The sequence below is a fragment of the Falsihalocynthiibacter sp. BN13B15 genome, assembly GCF_041205415.1.
Taxonomy (GTDB): Bacteria; Pseudomonadota; Alphaproteobacteria; order Rhodobacterales; family Rhodobacteraceae; genus Falsihalocynthiibacter; species Falsihalocynthiibacter arcticus.
Window position 1 is genome coordinate 180,748 of record NZ_JBGFCE010000008.1, and the last position, 6,132, is coordinate 186,879.

At 48.1% G+C, this 6,132-nt stretch carries 5 protein-coding genes and 2 pseudogenes; 6 read left to right on the forward strand and 1 reads right to left on the reverse strand.

Annotation, left to right across the window (positions count from 1 at the left end):
- Positions 1-5 precede the first annotated feature (5 nt).
- From AB9F26_RS14615 to AB9F26_RS14640, 6 genes and pseudogenes are all read left to right on the forward strand, one after another.
- Positions 6-488, forward strand: coding sequence for a hypothetical protein (locus tag AB9F26_RS14615; protein WP_335586482.1), 483 nt, complete (start codon positions 6-8; stop codon positions 486-488).
- A 79-nt stretch (positions 489-567) separates the two neighbouring features.
- Positions 568-1,275 (forward strand): IS6 family transposase, encoded by a 708-nt coding sequence (locus tag AB9F26_RS14620; RefSeq protein ID WP_335586481.1) that lies wholly within the window; start codon positions 568-570, stop codon positions 1,273-1,275.
- A gap of 535 nt (positions 1,276-1,810) precedes the next feature.
- Positions 1,811-2,456, forward strand: a pseudogene (locus AB9F26_RS14625) (IS6 family transposase).
- Between the two features lie 257 nt (positions 2,457-2,713).
- Positions 2,714-3,403: a heparin lyase I family protein gene (locus AB9F26_RS14630; protein ID WP_335586480.1), complete on the forward strand. Its 690-nt coding sequence runs from the start codon at positions 2,714-2,716 to the stop codon at positions 3,401-3,403.
- 180 nt (positions 3,404-3,583) lie between these two features.
- Positions 3,584-4,299, forward strand: a pseudogene (locus tag AB9F26_RS14635) (transposase).
- Between the two features lie 824 nt (positions 4,300-5,123).
- The gene (locus tag AB9F26_RS14640) at positions 5,124-5,477 is read left to right on the forward strand and encodes a hypothetical protein (RefSeq protein WP_335586479.1); all 354 of its coding nucleotides are present in this window, start codon (positions 5,124-5,126) and stop codon (positions 5,475-5,477) included.
- 314 nt (positions 5,478-5,791) lie between these two features.
- Here AB9F26_RS14640 and AB9F26_RS14645 read toward each other — a convergent pair whose 3' ends face one another.
- A complete protein-coding gene (locus tag AB9F26_RS14645) occupies positions 5,792-6,007 on the reverse strand; it encodes a hypothetical protein (protein WP_369757791.1) in 216 nt (71 codons plus the stop codon).
- Positions 6,008-6,132 lie beyond the last annotated feature (125 nt).

A 6,132-nucleotide genomic window follows, 5' to 3' on the forward strand; every position in this document is an offset into this window, starting at 1 on the left:
ACCCGATGTTAAAGCTCGCATTTGGATGTTTTTGTTTGATGGCAAGCAGCGTTGTCGCCGGCCCGGCACAGGACTGGGACATGTCAGGAGATTGGGCAATAAAAGTTGTCTCTTCTGCGGACAACGGATGTTTCATGGAGCGCGGTTTTCCGAGCGGAACTATCGTTCGGGTGGGGTTCGTTCCAAACCGTGAGGGCGCCTTTTTTGCCGCCTTTAACCAGAACTGGTTTGGAATTAAGGTTGCAGAAACCAAAACAGTGATTTTCGATTTTGGAGTTTCCCGCTTTGGTGGCGAGGTTCTGGGCGTTTCCGAGAATGGGATTCTCGGAGGTTATGCTTTTTTCAACAACCCAGAATTCACAACTGAAATCGGAAAGCGTTTATCAGTCACGATTATTGGTGAGAGTGGTGACTCTGAAGAAATCGATTTAGCGGGTAGCCAGCGCGCAATCGTAGCCCTAAAGAAATGCCAAGCCGAGCAGAGCTAGTTGGTGCTAGAGGGATCTCTGGGGTCTTGTCAGAAGGGTTTGACTTGAGGCGGGCAGGGCGGTTCCGTAGCGTCCATCCATGACAAAACGCGACCCCTTCAAGTACTTTCACAGCAGCCCTGCGATCATTCGCCTGGCGGTCATGATGTACGTTCGCTTTCCGCTTTCGCTCCGAAATGTCGAGGACCTGCTGCACGAGCGCGGCATCGACATAAGCCACGAAACAGTTCGATATTGGTGGAATAGATTTGGTCCGATGTTCGCCGCTGAAATCCGCAGAAACCGGGTTAGCCGGATGCGTTCTTACTCGAACTGGCAGTGGCATCTGGACGAGGTATTCGTGAAGATCAACGGCGAAACGCACTACCTTTGGCGGGCCGTGGATCACGAAGACGAGGTGCTAGAAAGCTACGTCACCAAGCGTCGGAATCGCAAGGCGGCATTGAAATTCCTCAGGAAATCAATGAAGCGGCACGGTCCGCCGCAGATCATCGTAACGGATAAGCTACGTTCATATGCTGCTGCGATGAAAGTCATCGGCAATGCTCCGAAGCAAGAAACAGGCCGTTGGTTGAACAATCGAGCCGAGAACTCGCACCTGCCATTTCGACGACGAGAACGAGCCATGCAGCGGTTCCGCAGCATGCGAAGTTTGCAGAAATTCGTCACCGTTCATGCCTCCGTCTACAACCATTTCAACCAAGAACGCGCGCTCTACAGCAGAAACAATTTCAAGCTCAATCGCGCTGCCGCTCTTGCTGAATGGCGCGAACTCTGCGCGGCATAAAGGACAGCCTCGATGTCCTTGCCGAGACGAGTTCGAATTGGTCTGACACCACCTCAATGAGTGTTTAGCGCATTGTCCTCCCAATTTTGAAGCTTGAAGTGTAAGTTTTCTGTCTCAATTTCCGCAACGCTCCCCTAGTTTTTCGTCGAGGCGGTGCATGAGTGAATGCCAAAATGGGTACACACTTCGGTACACAATATGGTGCACATTTCGCCGACTACCGTTGACGGCATTAATTATTAAGTGTTTGAAATAATTATATATTTTCAAATATTGAAATATTGCCTAACGGACTGCTCCTCCGCCACTTTCTATTGAAATCATTAGATAAAATGACGAATATGACTAGATACCGCAAATAATACCCCACATAAAAAAATCGCTTAGAATTGCAGCGAATTGCGTTCAACTTTTTACCTTCGAACTGCCTGAGCTTAAATTTTACTATCCCGCCCGGTCCTGATCTAGTCGCGGGTGTTGTCAGAGGAAACTGACTTGAGCGGGGCGGGGCGGGGTAAGTAACTAGGTTAGGGCCATGACAAAACACTCCCCTTTTCGCTATTTCAAAACGAGCCCTGAAATCATCCGTCTAGCGGTGATGCTCTACGTCCGATTTCCGCTCTCACTTCGAAACGTAGAGGATTTACTCCACGAACGAGGGATTGACGTCAGCCACGAAAAAGTTCGGGTTTGGTGAAGCCGGGTCGGGCCAATTTTTGCACCTGAGATACGAAAGAAACGAGTGGAACGATTGCGATCCTGGCCTCAATGGCAGTGGTACCTAGATGAGGTTTTTGTGAAAATAAACGGCGAACGTCACTACTTATGGCGAGCGGTTGATCATGAAGGTGAGGTGTTGGAAAGCTACGTCACCAAACGTCGCAGCCCTTAAATTCATGAAGAAAGCGATGAAACGGTACGGCCAACCTGAGACTATAATCACTGACAAACTTCGCTCATTCGGCGCCGCGATGAAGGTGATTGGTAGCGCGGCTAAACAGGAAACAGGACGCTGGAAAAACAATCGCGCTGAGAATTCACACTTGCCGTTCCGACGACGAGAGTGAGCGATGCACCGCTTTCGCCGAATGCGAAGTTTGCAGGAATTTGTTTCCGTTCACGCATCCGTTTTCAACCACTTCAATCAGGATCGCAGCCTATCGCAAAGAGTTCATTTCTAAGCCAATCGCACCGTTGCTCTGGCTGAGTGGAGCGGTCTTTGCGCGGCATAAAAGGGCAGGGATCCTAGCCTAGCTGCGACGAGTTCGTATTAGTCTGACACCACCGTTTATTCTTAAGTCGGTCTTTTTGGTGTACAATAATTGGCAAATGAGCAGAATGTGTCTTCTGGTTCAAAGCATTGGAACCGTGGGAAAATCAGAATCCTTATTCTGAAATGAGTTACGTTTTAAAAAACTATCGAAGAAAGGGCCGATTTATGAATGCTATATCAACCATTGTTCTCTTCTGTGCGCTCTGCTTGCCCGTATCTGGTAACGCCACGCCCTTGGACCGCTGGACGATATCATGCTCGGTTGACAAAGGAGCAATAAAGAGAAAGCGAGGAACCTACACCTTCAAAACAAGTACCAACGGCTGTGAAAACGGGTCATACAATCAACGTGCGGAAATCAAATCCGAAAAGGTCTCTTCCAACATTACGGGTATATATCTGTTCGAGACAAACGTCGCCATGAAGAGCAAATCAAAGGAAAAATTCGACATTTTCCAAATTCATGACGGTCGTGACAGCTGTGCTCCGCCTCTAAAAGTCCAAGTGGCGCCGAATGGAACTATCAGATTGCAAAGCGGCGTTAAATTCGGGTCCGGTAAACAGTGCGAAGAGGAAATCCGAGAAACCGGGCGACCAAATGTTACAATAAGTCGTGATGGGGTGGAGCATAACCTTCGGATTCTGATCCAATTCAAAGGGCGTGGTGAGTTTAGTACTGATGTTTGGGTTGATGGCAAGCCAGCGGTCTCAGGAATCTATTCCCAACCCAATTTTAAGGGGGCCTTCAAGTCCAAGACTTTCTATTTCAAGCATGGGGTCTATTCGAAGAACAAGTTTGACTATAAATTGATTTCTCGGGGCGTGGACGTAAAGAAGATAAAAGCCTCTCAATAATAAATCTCGCTTCAAACTGTGATTTGTTTTTAACGCGACGAATTCAGAGAAATCAAACGATAGGCTAGCTCTGGCAGTTCATGCCTTAAAGGGACAAAAGTTGACTTTTGGAACGCACCGGAAGGTAGTGTCAGAGGAAACTGACCTATGCGAACCGGGGTAGCCAACTAGCTTCAGTGTATTACAAAATCCACTTCCTTTAGCTATTTCAAAAACGAGCCAAGAGATCATTCGCCTTGCGGTGATGATGTACGTCAGTTTTCCACTCTACCTCATAAATGTAGAAGACTTGCGATACGAATGCGGCATCGACGTTAACCATTAAACCATTCCGTTTTGTTGGTCCCGGTTCGGCCCGATGTTCGCCTCGGAAATCCGGCGCAAACGAGTGGAGCGATTGTGATCCTGACCTCAATGGAATTGGCATCTGGATGAGGTTTTCGTAAAAATGAACGGCGAGCGACACTATTAGTACGAGCTGTGGATTACGAAGGAGAGGTGCTGGAAAGCTACGCCACCAAGTGTCGTAGCCCCCAAATTCATAATGATGTGATGAAACGCTATGGGCTACGGAAAATCATCGTGACTGACAGGTTACGTTCAAATGATGCTACGACGAAAGTTATCGGGAATGTGACCAGAAATGAGGCCGGCCGCCTGAATAACAATAGAGCCAAAATTCACACCTACGTTTTCCACGAAGTGCGCGTGCTATGCTCCGCTTTCGTCGGACGCAAAGTCTGCAGAAATTTATTTCCGTTTACGCATCCGTTTTCAACCGTTTCAGTCAGGATCGCAGCCTTTCGCAAAGAGTTCATTTCAAGTTAGTCCGAACCGCCGCTCTCGCCGAGTGGCGCGGCCCGTGCTCGGCTAAAAACATAGCCTTACAGGCCTAGATAAGGCGAGTTTGAACTTGTCCGACGGCACTCCCGTCGCGATTAATAGATGGTTGAATGCGGGCTTCCGCAGAGTTGTGAAATATTACACTCAAGCTGAAAGCTTGTTAAACATGTTGCGTCGAACGGTTGGGCGCACAGCAGAATGCTGACCATCAGCGCGTTTTGTGACAGCTCCAACTGGCCAGGAAGAGTGCTGAACGATGTGAAGTTGAATGATCGTTTTTTTGTGACCCCGATACGTAATACATTTCGGCCCAGAAAAGTTATCCCAATCAGACTAAATCTTAGACTTAGGATTCTGCCCAATTCTTCCAAGAGGCGATCACGCATGTGTACTCAATTTATACACTTACTTAGCGGCTTTTGGAATCGCAGCAATTGCACCGGCGCTGTGGCAAACCATCAACGAGCACCCTTTAGTAGAATTGAGTCGATTGAAGATGTGTCCAGACTATAATTTTCCTCGATATCCGAACCGTTTGGTTTGAGAACTCGTGGTTTTGTTAGGCACGATGCATGTGTCTTGATCGCAACATAATGAAAACAACCTTTATTGCCTAAAGTCCGTTTGACACCGTGTGCCAACACCAAGCGTCCGTTTTTTGGGAATTCCGTCATTTATTGGAAACAGTCTGTTTTTTGCAAAATAAGGCACGGTTGCCTTAAAGGGCTTGATATTGTGGCAAGAATTAGGCAAGCAAGTGGCTAGAATATGATGATGCGTGCTCGCGATTCTGCCTTAAGACCATTTCAGGTCTAACGCAATTATGCAGATTTGATGACTTTATCGCTTCTATTATAATAGATAAGGGGATGACGAAATGAATAAGAAACTTGGGATCGTAGCAGCGTTAGCGGCAATTACATTGCGCATGGGAGTTCCAGATGCGGCTTTTTCGCAAGACGCGGATGCACGAACTGCGGCATTGATAAATCTTAACATTCGTTGCGAAGCTTACAAGAACATTAGTGATCGCTCTGTGCTTCAGCAGGAGCTAGAGAAACTCCTATTCCTCAACCCCGATGATGAATGTGTCGATTATATCGTTGGCCTTCTAGGCGGAGCGCCAGTAGCTAGTATTTCTGGCTTAGGAGGACAATTTGGAAACGGACCCTTTGACAGTGTTTTTGATGGACCAGCTATCACTGTGGCCTCTGTTTCTGAGCCATATTAATTGTAAACTTGATCGTGCCGCGTTTTTTCGCGCTGCATCATGTGAGCGCTACATGAACCGCGACTTTTGAGTTGGGGTGAGTTTTGGGCTTTAATCAAGACCTTTTCTTTGAACACCTCAGCAGGCGTTTTCCATCCCAGACATTTGCTAGGTGTGGCATTCAGGCGGGCACAGATACTCTCCAAATGATGATTGGAGATATTGATGGGGTCGATTTCTCGCGGCAGCCAACGTCTTGCCCTTCGGTTGGTGTTTTCGACGGTTCCCTTCAGCAACGGTTCTGAGGGATAGTAGAACCATGTTTTGGTGCCGACCTAGGCCTGCAAGTGCAGCCTCTCCATGAGCTCGGAACCCTGATCAAAAGTCACAGACTTGCGCGCCGTTAAGGGCAGAGTTCGCATGACTTTCGCCAGATACCCCATAACGCGGGCAGTTGTTCGGTTTAAGTTCATTTGCAACACAGTGAAGCGACTGATGCGCTCAACCAATGACGTCACGTTTGCCTTGCCAAACTTCTGACGAAGCAGCATTGGGTCGCCCTCCCATGTGTGGATGCCCCGTTCAATGCAAGAGATTCTTTCAACAGTTTGTACATGTGATCGGGTACGGTCATGTGTCAGGCCTCAGTTTGCGACGTTTCACATGCCGCGGGCCG

Excerpts from the sequence above, each read along its gene's own strand:
- AB9F26_RS14615 (WP_335586482.1), top strand. The coding sequence starts at position 6 with ATGTTAAAGCTCGCATTTGGATGTTTTTGTTTGATGGCAAGCAGCGTT.
- AB9F26_RS14620 (WP_335586481.1), top strand. The coding sequence starts at position 568 with ATGACAAAACGCGACCCCTTCAAGTACTTTCACAGCAGCCCTGCGATC.
- AB9F26_RS14630 (WP_335586480.1), top strand. The coding sequence starts at position 2,714 with ATGAATGCTATATCAACCATTGTTCTCTTCTGTGCGCTCTGCTTGCCC.
- AB9F26_RS14640 (WP_335586479.1), top strand. The coding sequence starts at position 5,124 with ATGAATAAGAAACTTGGGATCGTAGCAGCGTTAGCGGCAATTACATTG.
- AB9F26_RS14645 (WP_369757791.1), bottom strand. The coding sequence starts at position 6,007 with ATGCTGCTTCGTCAGAAGTTTGGCAAGGCAAACGTGACGTCATTGGTT.